Origin of the sequence: Streptomyces sp. NPDC090025, from assembly GCF_044748125.1 — a bacterium.
Taxonomy (GTDB): domain Bacteria; phylum Actinomycetota; class Actinomycetes; order Streptomycetales; family Streptomycetaceae; genus Streptomyces.
In genome coordinates this window covers 1,198,588-1,214,103 of record NZ_JBIVFL010000001.1, presented here as the reverse complement: position 1 = coordinate 1,214,103, position 15,516 = coordinate 1,198,588, and the positions used below count along the sequence as shown (strand labels likewise).

Sequence of the window (15,516 nt, the reverse complement as noted above, 5' to 3'; positions counted from 1 at the left end):
GCTGCCACACCCGCTGCCACTCCTGATCATGGCGCCATCATGCAGCACCGTCGGCCGTCCCAGGGCGGCGGCAAGGCGCGGCAAGGATTCGGCAAGGCCCCCGCAAGCGGGCGCACATCGGCCCGGGGAAGGTCCGAGCGTGGCGCGGCCCCAGTCCGCGCCGCAGGACCAGGAAGGGAAGACGGGGACTCGAATGAACGTGGTGGACAGGAATCCGGCGCAGTGGCTCACCCTGACCGGCTGCCGGAAGGTACTGGTCGTCGTCCATACGGAGGTGTACGCGGGCAGGCTGCGCGACGTGCTGCCGTTGCTCGCGTCAGACCTGCGCGTCCAGGTCGCCTTCACCGTGGCGCCGCACGCGTTCAACGGCGGCACCCGCAGGGCGCTGCGCGACGTCGGGGAGGTCGTGCTGCCGTGGGAGGAGGCGGTGGGCACGGAGTTCGACCTCGCGCTCGCCGCGGGCGCCCAGGGCACCGAGCAGCTGCGCGCGCCGCTCGTCCGACTGCCGCACGGCGCCGGGCACATCAAGCTGTCCCGGGTCGCGGACGCCAGGACACCGGGCGATCCGCGGGCGGTCGGCGGCATGGGGCGCGCCTACCTCACCTGGAACGGGCGGGTGGTGCCCGCGGCCTACGCCGTGGCGCACGAGGAGGACCGCGCGCTGCTCCGGCAGTCCTGCCCGGAGGCCCTGCCGATCACCGAGGTGGTCGGCGACGCGGTGCACGACCGGATCGCGGCGAGCCTGCCGTTGCGCGAGCGCTACCGGCACGCCCTGGGGCTGCGGCCCGGGGAACGGCTGGTGCTCGTGTCCTCCACGTGGGGGCTCGGATCCGCCTTCAACCGGCTCGACGCGCTGCTGCCGCGGCTCCTCGCGGAGCTGCCGGGCCGCGACTACCGGATCGCGGTGCTCGTCCATCCCAACGTCTGGTCCGGCCACGGCGACTGGCAGGTGCGGGCCTGGCTCGGGGCGCTGCGCCACCGGGGCATCACGCTCGTCTCGCCCGGCGTCGACTGGCGGCCGCTCCTCGTCGCCGCGGACTGGGTGATCGGCGACCACGGTTCGGTCACGCTGTACGCGACGATGACCCCGGCGGCGATCCTGCTGGCGCGGTTCCCCGAGGAGGACGTGAACGCGGCCTCCCCCGGCGCCGAACTGGCCCGGGTCGCGCCCGCGCTGTCCCCGTTCCACCCGCTGGCGGAGCAGCTGGCCTACGCGGCGGCGGAGCGCCCGGCGGAGGCGTACGCACGCGTCGCCTCCCGGATCTCGTCCGAGCCGGGCCGGTTCAACGCGAACATGCGGCGACTGCTCTACCGGGTCCTGCGGCTCGGGGAGCCCGCCTACGCACCGGCGACGGCCCCGCTGCCGGACCCGCGCCCGCTCGACGCGGGGGAGCTCAGGGGCGGCGAGGGCGAGGGCTGGCACGAGGTGTCCGCGTGAGCGTCGCGGCGGCGTGGTGCGGTGACGGCGGGGACGAGCTGCTCTGTGTGGACCTGGAAAGCGCCACCACCGCCACCACCGCCGACGACCGCGGCGCGGGCCGTCCCGAGGCGCGCACGCTCACCGCTGCCTGGCATGAGTGCGCCGATCTGCTGCGGACCCGTCGTCCCCGGCCACATCGCACCGCCGTCCTGCTCGCCCGGTACGTGCTCGTTCGCTATCCCGGCTGTCTGCTGAGCGTCGTCGCCCGCAGCGAGGGCGGCAGCGTCGTGGGCGTCCGGCTGCCCGCCTCCGGCCGGATCGTGGTGCTCGTCGTCACCGGCGGGGGCCAAGGGCGGCGATCCGGTCGCGCAGCCGGGCCGCGTCCCGTGTGCTGACCGGTGCGTAGTGGGCCAGGGACCGCTCGTACCGGTCCCTGGCCTGCGCCGGGTCCTGGCGCAGTACGGCGACGTCCCCGAGCATCTCCAGGACCCGGCCCTGCCAGTGCGCCGAGCCGGTTGCCGCGAACTCGTCGAGGGCCTGCCCGAGCACGGTCTCACCGTCCTGCCCGGCTGCGTCCCTGGTGTCCGCCAGGGCCAGGGCGAGCCCGAGGAAGGCAAGCGCCCGTGCCGCGTCGTACGGGTCGGACACGGCGAGGAGTTCGGCTCTGGCCTCGGCGAGCGGGGCCAGGGCGCGCCGTGGTTCCTCGGCCGCCAGGGCGACGTCTCCGAGGCACACACGGGTCAGAGCGGCGCCGCGCCGGTGGCCGATGGCCTCGCGCAACGCGAGTGCGGCGGTGAAGTACTCGGTCGCGGGAGCGAGCCGCCCGGCCAGCCGGTGGGCCTGCCCGAGCCCGTGCAGGGCCTGGGCCTCGGCCTTGCGGTCGCCGTCCGCCCTGGCGCCCTCAACGGCTTGTCCGTACCACTCGGCGGACTCCTCGTACCGGCCGGCGTTACGCAATCCGGCGCCGCCCGAGGTCAGCATCCGGCTCAGGCCCTGCCGGTCCCCGGCGTGCAGGGCGGAGGCCCGACCGATCCGGTGCGCCTCGACCCAGAGGTCGTAGGGGCGCAGTCGGAGGAAGAGCGGCCACATGGCGTCGGCGAGCTGCCAGGCGGTGGCGTGCCAGCCCTCCTCCGCGGCGGTGCGCAGAGCGGCCATCAGGTGGAATCGTTCGGCGTCGAGCCAGCCGAGGGCGGCGGCCTGGCCGTCGAACGGGGGACGGTGGGCGGCCCACGGCTCCGGGCCGTCCGCGTGCGGTTCCGCTGTCTCCTGTGCGTAGTCACGGCGCAGGGTGCGGTGGCTGGGCGTGAGCAGTTCCTCCGCGGCGGTTGCGGTGGCGAGATAGTGGTCGACGACCCTGCGGACGGTCGCCCGGCGTTCCGCCGCGTCCTCGGTCGCGGTGGCGACCTGGCCGGCGTGGACGCGGACCAAGTCGTGGAAGCGGTAGCGGCCGAGACCCGTGGTGTCGTCGGGACCCAGGTCCTCCAGCAGGCTGACCTCGGCCAGGGCGTCGAGCAGCCGGTCTCCCTCGTCGGCCGCGACGGCGCAGGCCGCGGCGGCGACCGGACCGTTCAGGACGTCGACGGGTGGCAGCCCCAGCCTGCGGTAGCCGAGGGCGAGTTCGGGAGGCAGTTGCCGGTACGCGTCGTCCAGGGCGGTCCGCACGGCCCGCTCGCCGCCGAGGCTGAGGGCGTCGAGACGGGCCGCACCGGCGCCGCCGAGGGCCGCGGCCAGGGCGACGAGCGACTGCTGGGGGCGTGCGGCGAGCCGGGCAGCGGCGACGCAGACGGCGAGCGGCAGCCCTTCGCAGAGTGTCGCGACGGCATGGGCGGCGTCGGGCTCACGCTGCACTCGCTCGGTTCCGATCCTGCGGGCGAGCAGATCGACGGCCTCGTCGGTCGTCAGCAGGCCGAGCTGGTGGAAGGAGGCTCCGTCGATGCCGAGGGCGGTGAGCCGACTGCGGCTGGTGATCGTGACGAGACTGCCGGGTGCGCTCGGGAGCAGGGGGCGGATCTGGGCGGCGCTGAGGGCGTTGTCGAGCATGACGGCCAGCCGGAGTCCGGCCGTTCGGGAGCGCCAGAGGGCCGCGGACTCGGCAAGTTCCACCGGGACGTCGGTGACGCCGACGGCGCGCAGGAACCGGCCCAGGATCTCGCTGGGCGCGGCGGGCCCTGCCCCGGCGTCGGGGAGGTGGCCGCGGAGGTCCGCGTACAGCTGCCCGTCGGGGAAGCTGTCGGCCATTCCGTGCAGCCAGTGGGTGACGAGCGCGGACTTGCCGACTCCGGGTGGCCCGCTGACGACCACGAACAACGGCCGGGACCAGGATCCCGGCGCCGGAAGGAGTGCTTCGAGCGCGTCCAGGGCGTCGGATCTGCCGGTGAAGTGCTCTGGCAGCGGCAGCAGTTGCCGGGGTACGGGGACGCCGTCAGGCGCGAACCGCCCTGGTGCCCCGTGCGCGTGAGCGACGGAGGACAGCGGCGGCGCACCGAACGGCGCGGGTCCGGCCGCGCCACCGGGTGCTGTGGAGGGCGGCACGTGGATGTGCACGTCGCCCCGGATGTCACCGGCTTGCACCACGGCACCGTGCACGGTGGCGGAACCGGTCACGCCGTTCCTGGCCTGGACGCGGTATCCGCTCGATTCCGTGTCGGCTCCTGGGCACGCGACCGCTTGCTCCGAGACCGCTTCGGTCCAGCGGTCCAGCACCCGGCCGAGTTCGGGAGCGGTGTGTGCCGCGGAGAGCAGGGCCAGGGCCAGGGATTCGCTGATCAGGGGCGGGGCGTCGACCCCGCCGCGTAACTGCGCACGCAGCAGGTCGTCGACCGCGTGCATCCCGCGGAACCGCTGCAGTCCGTCGATGAGAACACGCCACAACGCGGGGCGCGACACCCCGTCGATGAGGGCGGTGGTGAGTTGTGCGGCCGTCACGGGTTCCATTTCCGCCGTCTCCCCCCGTATGTCCTACGACGCCTATGACACTGGCGCTTCCCATTGGCAAGTCCCTTACCCGCAATGATCTATATTGATCAATTTTCTGGATTGGCCGATCATTTTGGCCAAGTATTTTGATCGAGAGACGCCATCTTCTGACCTTCTTGACATCGTGTCATCCTTTGGCCCCTGAACGCGAGTACCTGCACAAGCAGGTCGCGCCGGCGATGGGGGACGCTGGGTGATGGACTTCGGAACGGACTTCGGAATACGCGTACTGGGGCCGGTGGAATTCGTGACGAAGGGCGTCCGCGCCTCACCCGGAACCCCGAAAGAACGTCTGACGATCGCCGCCCTGGCCCTGAACGCGGGCCGGCCGGTCCCGCTCGACACCCTGGTCCGACGCCTCTGGGACGACCAGCCACCCGCCAAACCACGGGCCAGCGTGCATGTGCACGCCACCCGGATCCGGAACCGCCTGAAGGCCGCGGACTGCCCGGCCCGGCTGATCCAGGAGGCCAACGCCTACACCCTGGACATCGACCCCGACCGCGTCGACTGGCACCGCTTCCGGCGACTGGCCGACGAGGCGCGCGCCCTCGCCGACAACGGGGACACCCACGCGGCCCTCGCCCTGCTCACCGAGGCGGACGCACTCTGGCGCGGCGAGCCGCTCACCGGACTGAACGGGCTCTGGGCCGAGGGGACCCGGGACCGGCTGCGCGAGACCCGGCTCGCCGCCACTCTCACCCGCATCGACCTGGAACTGCGCCTCGGGCGCCACGCCGCGCTCGTGCCCGACCTCAGCGCGCTCCTGGACGAGCACCCGACGGACGAGACGATCGCGGCCCAGCTGATGACCGCCACCTACGGCTGCGGGCGGCAGGCCGACGCCCTGCGCACCTTCGAGACGGTCCGCCGCCGGCTCGCCGACGAACTCGGCTCGGACCCGGGCGAGGCACTCGTACGGCTGCACCGCCTGATCCTCGGCCACGCGCCGCTGGCCGAGCTCCTGCCCGTGCCCGAGGCCGCACGCCCCGCCCACCCGGCCGCCCCGCACACCCTGCCCAGCCACGGCGAACTCGTCGGCAGGCGCCGGGAACTCGAGATCGTCGCCGGGAGCGGTGGCGTCATCGCGCTCCAGACCATCGCCGGGATGCCGGGCGTCGGCAAGTCCCTGCTCGCCGTGCACGCCGCCCGGCGGCTCGCCGACCGCTACCCCGACGGCCAGGTCCTCGTCGACCTGCGGGCCCATGCCCCCGGGCGGCAGGCCCTGAGCGCCCAGGCCGCCCTCTTCACCCTGCTGCGCGTCTTCGGTGTCGCCGCCGACGCCATTCCGGCCGACGCCGACGAGCGGACCGCGCTCTGGCGCACCCTGCTGCGCACCCGCCGCGCCGTGATCGTCCTGGACGACGCGGCGGACGCCGAACAGCTGCGCCCGCTGCTGCCGGGCAGCTCCCCCTCGCTGGTGATCGTGACCAGCCGCCGCCGGATCACCGGACTGCCCGGCGTCCGCTCGCTCTTCCTCGACGTGCTGCCGGCCGAGGACGCGGCGGCCCTGTTCCGCCGCCTCGTGGGGGACGAACGGGCACTGAACCAAGCGGACGTGGCCAGGATCGTCAGGCTCTGCGGACAGCTGCCGCTCGCGGTGGAACTCGCCGCCGGACGGCTCGTGTCCCGCCCCTCGTGGACGATCACCCATCTCATCGAGAAATTGCAGCGGACGCCGGGCCGACTCGCCGAGATCCGGGACGGATTCACGGAGATCGCGCGCGTCTTCGAAATGTCCTACCATTCGCTGACGGAAGATCGACAAGACGCGTTCCGGCTGCTGAGCCTGCACTTCGGATCTTCTTTCGGACCACACGCGGCAGCGGCTCTCGCCGGACTTCCGTTCACGGACGCAGAACGCACGATCGACGCACTCCTGGACGATCATCTGCTTTCCGAACCCCGGCCCGAACGCTTCCATTTCCACGACCTCGTAGGCGAGTTCTCCCGGATGCTGGCGGCCATGGAGGACTCCCCCGCCGAACGCGCCGAAGCCCGCGGCAGATTGATCCAATTCTTCCTCCAGGCGGCCACCCGCGCCGCCCGCCTGATCCATCCCCGCCGCTTCCGGCACGAGCCCGCCGACCACCCCACGTACGGGGCGCAGCCGTTCGAACTCCCGGACTGGCGCGACGCCCAGGAGGCCCGCGACTGGCTCACCGAGGAGCGTCCGGCCCTGGTCGCCGCCGAGCACCACGCCCGCACCCACGGCCACCCCCGCGAGGCCGCCCTGCTCGCCGCCGCACTGGGCGGTTTCCTGGAGGAAGACGGCCACTGGGGCGAGGCGCAGCGGATGCACGGCCCGGCCGCCCGGCACTGGAGCGCGACCGGCGACGTACGTGGCGAGATCTGCGCCCTGGTCGACCTCGGTACGGCCCAGTCCCGCGCGAGCCGCTACGACCGCGCCCTGTCGAGCGCCCACCGGGCCCTCGACCTCGCCCGCTCACTGGGCGACCCGGAGGCCGAGGCCGAGGTCCGCCATCTGCTCGGCGTCATCCACTGGCACCTCGACCGCCTCGACACCGCGCTCACACTCCAGAACGCGACGCTCCAGCTGCGCCGACGGACCGGGGACACCTGGCAGATGGCCCGCTGCCACAACAACATCGGGATCACCCACCTCTTCCTGCAGGAATTCGAGGAGTCGGAGAAGTCCTTCCGCGAAGCGCTCAGAACATTCCGCTCGTGCGGCGACGAAAGAGAGGTCGCCTGCGTCCTCAACAATCTCTCCGACTTATACGTCAATATCGGCGACATGGCCACAGCAAAGCGTACCTCCCTAGAATCTCTGGCATTGATGGAAAAACACGGGACGGAAACGGAGCGGGCGGCGGCCGAGGTGAATCTGGCGAACACGATGGAACCGGCGAGAGAAGGCGAGGAAATGCTCCGTCTCTACCGCCGGGCGCTGGCGACATTCCGCCGGGTCGGCGATCTCCGCAATACGGCGGCGGCCCTTCAGCAGCTAGGCGAGGCGCTTCGCGCCCTCGGACGCGAGGACGAGGCAAAGGTGCACTACAAGGGCGCACTTGAGGCGGCCCGGGGCATCGGGGCGGCGCACGAGGAGGAGCGGGCGGCGCGTGCTCTGAGGGACCCGGGATCGGAACGACCACTGCCAGTTTAATGCTCTTGGCATATGTCAAACTTCGATTTGCCATGATCGACCCGAGGCTGCTATTCCTTCCCTTCCCGGCCGTTCCGACCGGGTCTTAGCACAACGAGGAAGACAGCCAGAATGAAGAACAATTCCGTGCGCGCCGCCGCGCGCCTGGCCACCCGCATCGCGGGATTCTCCGCCCTCGCCACCCTGATCTGCATACCCCTCGTGGGGGCAGCGGATCACCTTAGGCCGAAGGCCGGCACCCTCCCCGTCACCAGTTCCGTCTGAACCACCGAACCAACCCGGGCCCGGAATTCTTTTCCGGGCCCCTCACATGCACGGCCCCGCCCGCCCTCCCGCGTTCAGCCAGCGGCGGTACGGGGCGGCGTGCCGGGCCGCCTCGCGGTAGGCGGCGGTGAGGTCGGCGTACGGGCGGTCCAGGGGGATGCCGGGGGCCGCGAAGAGCAGCAGGCGGACGGCCAGCGGGTCGCCGCGCAGCGGGCGGACGGCCATGTCGTGGCGCGGGCCCGAGGTGGGCTGGCAGGGGGCGACGGCCTCGCCGAGGGCGATCAGGGAGGCGGCCGTGTGGTAGTCGGCGTGCAGCAGGGGCGGGTCGAGGCCCGCGGCGCCGAGGACCCGGCGCAGGCCGTCCCATTCGCCGTCCACGGCCGGGTCGACGGTCCACCGGTCGTGAGCCAGGTCGGTGAGGTCCACGACCTCCTGGCGGGCGGCGGGATGGCTCCGGGCCATCGACACGAACTGCGGCTCGCGGTCGACCAGGACCCGCCGTTGGAGGCCGTCCGGGACCCGCAACGGGAAGCCCTCCACCTCGTGCACGAAGGCGAGGTCGAGCCGCCCGGCCGCCACCGTGCGCAGCAGGGTGCCCGCCGAGACGTCCACGCGCAGCGCGATGTCGGTGCCGGGCAGGCCCTGGCGGAGGCGGCGCAGCCAGCCGGGCAGGGCGCGGCTCGCGGTGGAGCCGACCCGGAGGGCGGGGCCCTCGGTGCTGCGGGCGGCGGCCGCGCGGGTCTCCGTCATCAGGGCGGCCATCCCGTCGACCAGCGGGCGGGCCCGGCTGAGCACCGAGCGGCCGAGCGGGGTGGGGTGGCAGCCGGTCCGGCCCCGGGTGAAGAGCTCGGCGCCGAGGGCGTTCTCGATCCGGCGCAGCTGGGTGGTCAACGAGGGCTGGCTGACGCCGAGTTGGCGGGCGGCCTTGTGCAGACTGCCGGTGTCCGCGATGGCGCAGAGCGCCCGCAGGTGCCTCACCTCCAGCTCCATGCACCGAGGTTAGAACCGCGACCGACTCGCACACCAGACCGCCCCGGCGGTTTCGGCCCGCCGGCGACGCCTACCCCTCGCCCCAACTGGCCCTCGATAGCGTCGCGTTATCGGGGGATGACATCATTCCCCGGCGTCCCGGCTCCCTCCAGACTCTCCTCAACCCCACAGGAGGAGCCCCCCATGCGACACCCGAAGATCCTCACGTCCGTGCTGGCCACCGCCCTCGGCGCCGGACTGACCCTCTCACTCGGCGTGGCCCCGGCCGCCGCCGGGCAGCCGGCCGAGCGGACCGCGGCGGGCACGCCGTACGCCGCCTACGCCGGTTCCGCCGAGGAGGCCAAGGCCAACCAGGCGTTCTTCGACGCGGTCGTGAAGTCCGTGGCGAAGAAGCGGGCCGCCGCGCCTGGTGCCGCCGCCGTGACCGTCGTGTACAGCGCCGCCAGCGCGCCGACCTTCCGCACCCAGATCGCCCGGTCGGCGCAGATATGGAACAGCTCCGTCGTCAACGTCCGTCTGGTGGAGGGGTCCAACCCCGACTTCGCCTACTACGAGGGCAACGACTCGCGCGGCTCGTACGCGAGCACCGACGGGCACGGCGGCGGCTACATCTTCCTCGACTACCGCCAGAACCAGCAGTACAACTCCACCCGCGTCACCGCCCACGAGACCGGGCACGTGCTCGGCCTCCCCGACCACTACAGCGGCCCGTGCAGCGAGCTGATGTCCGGCGGCGGGCCCGGCACCTCGTGCCAGAACCCCAACCCGAACGCCCAGGAGCGCGCCCGCGTCGACCAGTTGTGGCGCTTCGGCCTCGCCTCGGCCGTCAAGGTGGGCTGACCCGCACCGCACCGCGGACCCCACACCGCGGAACCCACACCGCGAAAACCGCACCGCACCACACCGCGCGGAACCCGCGCGGGACCCCGCGGAGCCCCACGGAACCCGCGGAGAACACGGAGGCGAGCGGCGGAGCCGCTTGGTAGCGTGACGGGCATGCCCGACGAGCGGAGCACCGACCGGAGCACCACCCTGTACGAGGCCCTGGGCGGCGCCGAGGCGCTGAGCAGGCTCTCGGCCACGTTCTACGAAGCGGTCCTCGCCGACCCGCTGCTCGCCCCCGTGTTCGCGCACTTCACCCCCACCCACGTGGAGCACGTGGCGGTGTGGCTCGCCGAGATCTTCTCGGGGCCCGCCGACTTCACCGCCCGCCACGGCGGTCATCACGCCCTGCTCACGGCGCACCTCGGCCTCGCCATCACGGAGGAGCAGCGGCTGCGGTGGATGGAGCTGATGACCGCGGCGGTCGAGAAGGAACTCCCGGACGACGCACTGCTCCGCCGCCGGGTGGTGGAGTACTTCGACTGGGGGACGAAGATCGCCAAGGACGTCTCCGCGTCCCCGCCCGGCACCGACCTGGGCGAGCCCGGCCCCACCCCGCGCTGGGGCTGGGACGGCCTCGCCTGAGCGACGGCGGACGACGGAGGGCGGACGACGGACACCCCGGGAGCGACCCGGGAGCCCCCCGAGGACGGCGTCTGGACGGCGTCTGACGGACGACGGGGGTACGGAAGCGGTACGGAAGCGATACGGGAGCGGGTACGGGCGCTGCGCCCGGTGCGGCGGCCGTCAGGCGGCCTGCAGCAGCTTGCGGCCGAACTCCGTGCCCGGCGGCAGTTGGCGCCGTACGCGCCCCAGCGCCTCCTCGAAGTCCCCTCCCGCGATGCCCGATTCGTAGGCCGTGCCCCCGTAATGGAGGGTCAGGCTGAGGTCACTGCGCTCGCCGAGGGTCAGCAGGCAGCTCAGCGTGGCCTGCTGGGCGACGCCGTCCGTGACGACGGGGAGCGGCAGGTCCCACTCCAGCACGCACCCGCCGAGGACCTGCCCGTCCTCGCCCGTGGCGCGCAGGGCGGCGAAGCTCGCGCCCGTGTACTCGATTCCCCTGATCCGGGTCGCCACATGGCGCCCGTCGGCCGTGATGACGATCGCTTCGGCACCACGGCGGTCCCGGTACCAACCGGTCCAGACTTCTGTCGACTCCGATGACATGCGCGGACTGTAGCGGTATGACCGGCTCCGGCGCGCGGCCGGTCACCCAGGGGCCGGACTTCTCCCGGTCTCGGCGTTCTTGCCGGTCACCTGCGTGGTAGAGGCGTTCGCGGCGTCCGTACCGGGATCGTCCGCATCGTCACCCGTGGGCGGCGGAACGTACCGCGGGCATTCCGGGTTCCGGCACGACAGGACCTCCCACTCGGGCACCCAGGCGCCGAGCACCTTGTGCCGTTGCGGCAGCACGTCGCGGAGGCGCCCGCAGGCCGGGCACGGATGCTCGGCCACGGGGTCCCTGGTGGTGCGGGGCGCCTCGCCGGTCATGGTTCCAGCGTAGGGCGCGGGCCCCGCCACCGCTCCTCGGTCACCGTCCTGGGCCGCCCCGGTCCGGGACGGCCACCGCTCCCCCGGTCACCGCTTCCTGGTGTACGTGCGCACGACGACGCCGTTGTCGAAGGTGCGCACCTCGTCGAGGGCGAAGTCGCGGGTGTCGAAGGCCGCGCCGCCGAACATCGGCTTCCCGGCGCCGTACACCTGCGGGTAGCTCTTGATGATCAGCTCGTCGACCTCGTCGGCGAGCGCACCGGCGACCTCGGAGCCGCCGCACAGCCAGATGCCGAGCTCGGCGTCCTCCGCCTTGAGCGCGCGGACCCGGCCGACCAGGTCGTCCGCGACCAGTTCGACGTTCGGGTCGGGCGACTCGGTGAGCGAGCGGGTCGCGACGATCTCCCGCAGATGGGCGTACGGGCTGGCGATGCCGGCGTCCAGGGCCAGGCGGTACGAGCCGAGGCCCTGGATCACCGTGTCGAAACGCTTGTTGGGCACACCGGCGAGCCCGACGGCCTCACGGAACGCGGTCGGGATCGTGTCGGGGTACTCGGTGTTCATGAAAGCGGCGTACTCCTCGTCCAGGAACAGGAACATGGAGGAGGCGTCGCCTTCGGGGTCGCCGATGAAGCCGTCGAGGGAGCAGGCGACGTAGTACGTGAGCTTGCGCAAGCCGGTTCTCTTTCACTGGGAGGCGTGGCGGGCGTTAACCACTTCGCACATAGTGCTCCATGCGTAGTGGTTACGCAAGCCCCCTTTTTCGGCTCCCTTTTTGGCTCCCCTCAGCGGCTGCGCCGGGTCACGAACTCGGCGAGCGCCAGCAGATCGCCCGCCGCCGCCAGATCGGGGACGGCGCGGGACAGTTGCTCGACCGCGCGGGCCATCCGCTCGGCCGCCTGGCTCTGCGCCCAGTCCCGGCCCCCGGCCCGCTCCACCGCGTCGGCGGCGGCCCGGACCGCCTCGGCGTCGAGCACCGGGCGCGCGTACAGCGCGGCCAGTTCCTCGCCCGCCGCCGTGCCGGAGCTGAGCGCCGCGACGACCGGCAGCGACTTCTTGTGGGCGACCAGGTCGGCCCCGGCGGGCTTGCCGGTACGCCCCGGGTCGCCCCAGATCCCGATCAGGTCGTCGATCAGCTGGAACGCCAGCCCGGCCTCCCGGCCGAAGGCGTCCATCGCCGCGACCGCCTCCTCGTCGGCGCCCGCGTAGAGCGCGCCGAGGGCGCAGGCGCAGCCGAGCAGGGCGCCGGTCTTGGCGACGGCCATGGCCACCACCTCGTCCAGGGCGACCTCGTGCGGGCCGCGCTGTTCGAAGGCGCAGTCCGCCTGCTGGCCCGCGCACAGTTCGATGACACAGGCGGCGAGCCGGGCGGCGGACGGGACGGCGGCCGGGTGCGGGTCCTCGGCGAGCAGTCGCAGCGCGAGCGCGTTCATGGCGTCGCCCGCGAGCAGCGCGTCCGGGATGCCGAACACCTTCCAGGCGGTGGGCCGGTGACGGCGGGTCGGGTCCTCGTCGACGATGTCGTCGTGGAGCAGGGTGAAGTTGTGGGCCAGCTCGACCGCCGCCGCGGCCTTCACGGCGGGCGCCGGGTCGGCGCCGAAGGCGCGGGTGGCGGCGAGCACCAGGGCGGGCCGGATGGCCTTGCCGCTCTGGCCCGCCGGGGACGGCGAGCCGTCCGCCTCCTCCCAGCCGAAGTGGTAGGCGGCGATGCGCCGTATGGAACCGGGCATGGAGTCGACGGTGGCGCGGAGCTGGGGGTCGACGACGCTGCGGGTGCGGTCCAGGAGCAGCACCGCGCTGGGCCCGGTCGCCCCGCCCGCGGTGGTGCCGGGGGCGGCGTCGTTCATGGGGGTGCTGGTGGTGGTCATCTTCTCGGTCACATTCCTCACAGCCGATCGGCACGGGGCGAAGGGCGCCGGAGGCGGGGGCCCGTCGGCCAGACCCCCGTCCCCGGCACGTCGGTCGCTCAGTGCCGGCGGCCGACCTCCACGTTCTCCAGCACTCCGAGCGCGTCGGGGACCAGGACGGCCGCCGAGTAGTAGGCGGTGACCAGGTAGGAGATGATCGCCTGCTCGTTGATCCCCATGAAGCGGCAGGACAGGCCGGGTTCGACCTCGTCCGGCAGCCCCGGCTGGTGCAGCCCGATCACGCCCTGGTCGCTCTCGCCGGTCCGCATGCAGATGATCGAGGTGGTACGGGCGTCGGTGACCGGGATCTTGTCGCAGGGGTAGATCGGGACCCCGCGCCAGGTCATGATCCGGGTGCCGTCGACGTCGATGGTGTCGGGCACCAGGCCGCGCCGGTTGAGCTCGCGGCCGAAGGCGGCGATGGCCTGCGGGTGGGCCAGGAACAGCTTGGAGTCGCGGCGCCGGGACAGCAGCTCGTCCATGTCGTCGGGGCCGGGCACGCCGTCGTGCGGCTGGATGCGCTGGCCGTAGTCGCAGTTGCTGAGGAGACCGAACTCCCGGTGGTTGACCAGCTCGTGCTCCTGGCGCTCGCGCAGCGCCTGGACGGTGAGCCGCAGCTGGTGCTCGGTCTGGTTCATCGGGTGGTTGTAGAGGTCGGCCACCCGGGTGTGGACCTTGAGCACGGTCTGGGCGACGCTCAGCCCGTACTCGCGCGGCGATGCCTCGTAGTCCACGAAGGTGTGCGGGACGACGGCCTCGCCGACATGGCCCGCGGAGAGGTCGATGACCGCCTCGCCGTAGGGGTTGGTGCGCTGGTGCGGCAGGGCCGCGTACTCCGCGAGGTGACCGGCCAGGGCGCCGGCCCGCTCCGCGAGGTTCAGCACGTCGGTGCGGCTGAGTTCGAGGACGGTGCAGGCGGTGGCGGCGCGCGCGGTCCAGGCCCAGGCGGCGTCCTCGGCGACCAGGGCGTCCTCGCCGAAGTAGGCGCCGTCGGCGAGGACCCCGAGCACGGTCTCGTCCTCGTAGGGGCCCGCGCCGATCTGCTCGACCCGGCCGTGCGCCAGCAGGTGGACCCGGTCGGCGGCGTCGCCGCGGGTGGCGATGACGGCGCCCGCCGCGTACTCCCGCTGGACGCAGCGGGACGCCAGCTCGGCGAGGACCTCGGGGTCCTCGAAGCCGCGCAGCGCGGGGAGCTCGCCCAGCTCGGCCGGGATCACCGCGACCCGCTCGCCGGTCTGCACGAAGGTGACCCGGCCGTCCCCCACCGCGTAGCTGAGCCGCCGGTTCACCCGGTACGTACCACCCTGGACGTGCACCCACGGCAGCGCGCGCAGCAGCCAGCGGGAGCTGATCTCCTGCATCTGCGGGGCCGACTTGGTGGTGCTCGCCAGGTTCCGCGCGGCGGCGGTGCCGAGACTCTGCTGCGGGGGCGTGCCCTCGCGCACCTCGTCGCCAACCGAACCAACGGACATGGAACTCCCTCTCGATAAGACAAAGCTGCGAGGGGAAGCCTTTCAGCACGGAGCGTGCCGACGCCATTACACAAACGAGTGGGACTTGACGGCCTCCAGCGGGGCATGGGGCTCGTTTTCCACTCGAACAGCCCAGTCGGGCGGGGGTGTTCGGCCGCCCGTCCGGCGAGATCGTCCGGATCGGCTCGCACACGATCCGAACGGATGGCAGCGGAGCGGGCGACTCCGGTACTCCGGTGGGACCGGAGGAGCCGGAGGAACCGGCGCCCCGTCCCCGAAAGGAGCCGGTCATGGCCACACCCATGTCCGCGGACCGCTTCCTCGACGCGCTGCGCGACGAGGGCCTGTCGGTCGTCGAGGTCGGCGAGTGGCGCACCCACAACCGCAACCACAAGGGCCCCTGGGGCCCCGTGAACGGCGTGATGATCCACCACACCGTCACCCGGGGCACCAGCAACACCGTCCGGATCTGCCGGGACGGGTACGAGTCGCTGCCGGGGCCGCTGTGCCACGGCGTGATCGCCAAGGACGGCACGGTGCATCTGGTCGGGTACGGCAGGGCGAACCACGCCGGGCTCGGCGACGACGAGGTGCTGCGGGCGGTGATCGCCGAGAAGAACCTGCCGGTCGACGACGAGGCCACCACGGACGGCAACCGGCACTTCTACGGGTTCGAGTGCGAGAACCTCGGCGACGGCGAGGACCCCTGGCCCAAGGTCCAGCTGGACGCCATCGCGAAGGCGGCGGCGGCGCTGTGCCGGGTGCACGGCTGGACCCAGCGTTCGGTGATCGGGCACCTGGAGTGGCAGCCCGGCAAGGTCGATCCGCGCGGCTTCACCATGGGCTCGATGCGCGAGCGGATCGCCGACCTGCTGCGCTGAGCCCGGCGGCGGGCGTGACGGCGGGCGGGGCAGCTGGCCCGCCCGGCGGCCCCGTGCCGCCCGCCGCGCCTGCCGCGCCCGCCCCGCCCGCCGCCAGGCCCCGTAC

At 72.9% G+C, this 15,516-nt stretch carries 14 protein-coding genes; 7 read left to right on the top strand and 7 right to left on the bottom strand.

Translation table 11 applies throughout. The features are described 5' to 3' along the window. Positions 1-193: 193 nt before the first annotated feature. Both ACIPXM_RS05680 and ACIPXM_RS05675 read left to right on the top strand, forming a co-directional pair. Positions 194-1,438, top strand: a complete 1,245-nt coding sequence (locus ACIPXM_RS05680) for a hypothetical protein (protein ID WP_401652235.1) — start codon at positions 194-196, stop codon at positions 1,436-1,438. After that, positions 1,435-1,815, top strand: coding sequence for a hypothetical protein (locus ACIPXM_RS05675; RefSeq protein WP_401652233.1), 381 nt, complete (start codon positions 1,435-1,437; stop codon positions 1,813-1,815). The genes ACIPXM_RS05680 and ACIPXM_RS05675 overlap by 4 nt, the downstream gene beginning before the upstream one ends. On the opposite strand, the gene ACIPXM_RS05670 is transcribed toward ACIPXM_RS05675, so the two are convergent. Then, positions 1,754-4,354: an ATP-binding protein gene (locus ACIPXM_RS05670; protein WP_401652232.1), complete on the bottom strand. Its 2,601-nt coding sequence runs from the start codon at positions 4,352-4,354 to the stop codon at positions 1,754-1,756. The genes ACIPXM_RS05675 and ACIPXM_RS05670 overlap by 62 nt on opposite strands. 280 nt (positions 4,355-4,634) lie before the next feature. Here ACIPXM_RS05670 and ACIPXM_RS05665 point away from each other — a divergent pair, with 280 nt between their 5' ends. Continuing rightward, a complete protein-coding gene (locus tag ACIPXM_RS05665; RefSeq protein WP_401652230.1) occupies positions 4,635-7,523 on the top strand; it encodes a BTAD domain-containing putative transcriptional regulator in 2,889 nt (962 codons plus the stop codon). 111 nt (positions 7,524-7,634) lie between these two features. Next, complete coding sequence (locus ACIPXM_RS05660) at positions 7,635-7,787, top strand: hypothetical protein (protein WP_401652228.1); 153 nt, start codon at positions 7,635-7,637, stop codon at positions 7,785-7,787. Positions 7,788-7,829: 42 nt separating this feature from the next. Here ACIPXM_RS05660 and ACIPXM_RS05655 read toward each other — a convergent pair whose 3' ends face one another. Beyond that, positions 7,830-8,777 (bottom strand): LysR family transcriptional regulator, encoded by a 948-nt coding sequence (locus ACIPXM_RS05655; RefSeq protein ID WP_401652226.1) that lies wholly within the window; start codon positions 8,775-8,777, stop codon positions 7,830-7,832. 183 nt (positions 8,778-8,960) lie between these two features. Here ACIPXM_RS05655 and snpA point away from each other — a divergent pair, with 183 nt between their 5' ends. Both snpA and ACIPXM_RS05645 read left to right on the top strand, forming a co-directional pair. Beyond that, positions 8,961-9,617 carry a snapalysin gene (gene snpA, locus ACIPXM_RS05650; RefSeq protein ID WP_401652224.1) on the top strand — a complete coding sequence of 219 codons (657 nt, stop codon included), beginning with the start codon at positions 8,961-8,963 and terminating at the stop codon, positions 9,615-9,617. A gap of 156 nt (positions 9,618-9,773) precedes the next feature. Further along, the gene (locus tag ACIPXM_RS05645; protein WP_401652222.1) at positions 9,774-10,244 is read left to right on the top strand and encodes a group II truncated hemoglobin; all 471 of its coding nucleotides are present in this window, start codon (positions 9,774-9,776) and stop codon (positions 10,242-10,244) included. Positions 10,245-10,406: 162 nt separating this feature from the next. On the opposite strand, the gene ACIPXM_RS05640 is transcribed toward ACIPXM_RS05645, so the two are convergent. The 5 genes from ACIPXM_RS05640 to ACIPXM_RS05620 form a co-directional block, all read right to left on the bottom strand. After that, entirely contained in the window at positions 10,407-10,826 is a 420-nt protein-coding gene (locus ACIPXM_RS05640; RefSeq protein ID WP_401652220.1) for a DUF6304 family protein, read from the bottom strand. Between the two features lie 42 nt (positions 10,827-10,868). Further along, positions 10,869-11,150 (bottom strand): hypothetical protein, encoded by a 282-nt coding sequence (locus ACIPXM_RS05635; RefSeq protein ID WP_401652218.1) that lies wholly within the window; start codon positions 11,148-11,150, stop codon positions 10,869-10,871. A gap of 87 nt (positions 11,151-11,237) precedes the next feature. Further along, a complete protein-coding gene (locus ACIPXM_RS05630; protein WP_401652217.1) occupies positions 11,238-11,825 on the bottom strand; it encodes a dihydrofolate reductase family protein in 588 nt (195 codons plus the stop codon). Between the two features lie 110 nt (positions 11,826-11,935). After that, positions 11,936-13,018: a family 2 encapsulin nanocompartment cargo protein polyprenyl transferase gene (locus ACIPXM_RS05625; RefSeq protein ID WP_401652215.1), complete on the bottom strand. Its 1,083-nt coding sequence runs from the start codon at positions 13,016-13,018 to the stop codon at positions 11,936-11,938. A 98-nt stretch (positions 13,019-13,116) separates the two neighbouring features. Continuing rightward, a complete protein-coding gene (locus ACIPXM_RS05620; RefSeq protein WP_401652213.1) occupies positions 13,117-14,529 on the bottom strand; it encodes a family 2B encapsulin nanocompartment shell protein in 1,413 nt (470 codons plus the stop codon). Positions 14,530-14,819: 290 nt separating this feature from the next. Here ACIPXM_RS05620 and ACIPXM_RS05615 point away from each other — a divergent pair, with 290 nt between their 5' ends. Further along, positions 14,820-15,410: an N-acetylmuramoyl-L-alanine amidase gene (locus tag ACIPXM_RS05615; protein WP_401652211.1), complete on the top strand. Its 591-nt coding sequence runs from the start codon at positions 14,820-14,822 to the stop codon at positions 15,408-15,410. Positions 15,411-15,516 lie beyond the last annotated feature (106 nt).